Source organism: Promineifilum sp. (SeqCode), assembly GCF_041918635.1.
In the GTDB taxonomy this organism is placed as follows: Bacteria; Chloroflexota; Anaerolineae; order Promineifilales; family Promineifilaceae; genus Promineifilum.
Genome location: NZ_JAYRVJ010000390.1, coordinates 1 through 2,354, shown reverse-complemented (window position 1 = coordinate 2,354; position 2,354 = coordinate 1). Strand labels below are relative to the sequence as shown.

Annotated in this window: 2 protein-coding genes; both read right to left on the bottom strand. The window is 66.4% G+C overall.

From position 1 onward, the window contains the following. Positions 1–121 precede the first annotated feature (121 nt). A complete protein-coding gene (locus ACE3UY_RS12180) occupies positions 122–1,969 on the bottom strand; it encodes an adenine deaminase (protein WP_374687788.1) in 1,848 nt (615 codons plus the stop codon). Positions 1,970–2,074: 105 nt separating this feature from the next. Next, positions 2,075–2,354: response regulator transcription factor (locus ACE3UY_RS12175; protein ID WP_374687787.1), on the bottom strand; the 280-nt coding region annotated here is incomplete at its 5' end.

Here is a 2,354-nt window from a genome sequence, read left to right as displayed (position 1 = left end):
CTCAAGTTTCTCGATGACATCTGGCAACCAGATGAGGGCATAGATGTTCACTTCAACCTGCCGATGAGACTATAGTGGACAGTCAGTCACTAGACAAGAGGTCTTTGTATGGTGCGATAAGTTAGTCAATTACCAACGGCATCACCTCAAACCGCCTAACATCCACAATCCCCCTATCCGATATCCGCAACTCCGGGATAACCACCAGCGCTAGCAGGCTCAGCTGCATGTAGGCGTTGTGCAGCGTGCAGCCACACTCGACCAGCGCCGCGCCCATCCGCTCTGCCTTGGCGGCGACCACCTCGGCCCGCTCGTTACTCATCAGCCCGGCGATGGGCAGCTCCACCAACGCGATCTCGCGCCCCTCCTTGAAGACCACCACCCCGCCGCCCACCTCGCCCAGCCGGTTGGCGGCGCGGGCCATGTCGCCCTTGTCCGTGCCGACGACGATCATGTGGTGGCTGTCGTGGGCCACGGTACTGGCGACGGCGCAGGGCACGTTGAAGCCGAAGCCGCCGACAAAGCCGTTGGTCACCGCGCCCGTCGCCCGGTGGCGCTCCACCAGGGCGATGTGGCACACGTCTTGCGCCTCGTCGGGCTGGATCAGCCCATCCACCACCGGCAGCGTCGCTTCTAGCGCTTTCGTCGGCGCTTGATTCTCCACCACACCGATCACGCGGACGCGACAGCCCTCTCCCCCAGGGAGAGGGAGTCCGATCCCCCGCCCTGTGGGAGGGGTTAGGGGAGGGTCTGCCAGCGCGGGAACGTCAAAGTCCGCCGCTGCCAACCGCTTACCCAGCCTGACCGTGCCGACGGCGAAATCGGGGTAGCTATACGGCGGGATGTCGATCAGGATGTGGCCGTTCTCGGCCAATACCTCGCCGTGGGCGATAACGAGTTCGATGGGCAGCGCCGACAGGTCGCTCGTCAACACGATGTCGGCGTAGCGGCCGGGGGTGATGCTGCCGATGTCCTTCTCCACGCCAAAGTGGAGCGCCGTGTTGAGCGTCGCCATCTGGATGGCCGTGACGGGCCGCAAACCCTGGGCAATGGCGTGGCGTACGACGCGATCCATATGCCCCTCGCCGACCAGCGTGCCGGAGTGGGAGTCGTCGGTGCAGAGAATGAAGTTGCGGCTGTCGAGGCCCAGTTCGGTGATGGCCCGCACCTGCGACGCCACGTCGTACCAGGCCGAGCCGAGGCGCAACATGGCCTTCATGCCCTGCCGGACGCGGGCGATGGCGTCCTCCAGGCGTGTGCCCTCGTGGTCGTCGGCCGGGCCGCCAGCCACGTAACCGTGGAAGGCGCGGCCCAGGTCGGGCGAGGCGTAGTGGCCGCCGACGACGCGACCGGCGCGCAGCGTCGCCGCCATCTCGGCGTGCATCCTGTCGTCGCCCAGGTAGACGCCGGGGAAGTTCATCATCTCGCCCAGCCCGATGATGCCGGGCCAGGTCATGGCCTCGGCCACCTCGGCCGGGCCGATGGACGCGCCGGGCGTCTCCAGTCCCGGCGCGCTGGGCACGCAACTGGGCATCTGGACGTAGACGTTGATGGGCAGCGTGGCCGCCTCGTCGTGCATCAGGCGCACGCCGGGCAGGCCGAGCACGTTGGCGATCTCGTGCGGGTCGATGAACATGCTCGTCGTGCCGTGGGGGATGACGGCGCGGGCGAACTCAGTCACGGTGACCATACCGCTCTCGACGTGCATGTGGGCGTCGCACAGGCCGGGGACGAGGTAGCGCCCGCCGGCCTCGATGACCCGCGTGCCCTCGCCGATGGTGTGGCTGGCGTCTTCGCCGACGTAGGCGATGCGACCGCGCGTCACGGCTACGTCGGTGTGGGGGATGATCTCGCCGCTGTGGACGTTGACCCAGCGGCCGTCGCAGATGACCAGGTCGGCCGGCTGGCGGCCCATCGCCACGGCGACCAGGGTTTGGGTGAGTTGGCTCCAGGTAGTGGGGGTGGTCATGGTGGAAATTTAGCGCAAAGACGCTAAGACGCAAGATAGGGACTAGGGGTTAGGGACTAGGGAAGAGCGTTCTTCCCCTAGCCCCTAACCCCTAGTCCCTAGCCCCTAGCCTAAGCCCGCTTCGCGGGCGCGCAGAGCGGCTTGCGTGCGGTCGGTCACTTGCAGCTTGTTGAAGATGTTGGAGGCGTGGTTGCGGACGGTCTTGAGGCTGATGACCAGCTCCTCGGCGATCGCGGCGTTCGACCGGCCGCGGGCGATGAGTGTCAGGATTTCGCGCTCGCGCTCGGTCAGGTCGGGGAATATATCGGCGTGGGGCGAGGCTTGCGCGGCGGTAAAGTAATCCATCAGGCGGGCGGCGATGGTGGGGCTAAAGATGGCCTCCCCG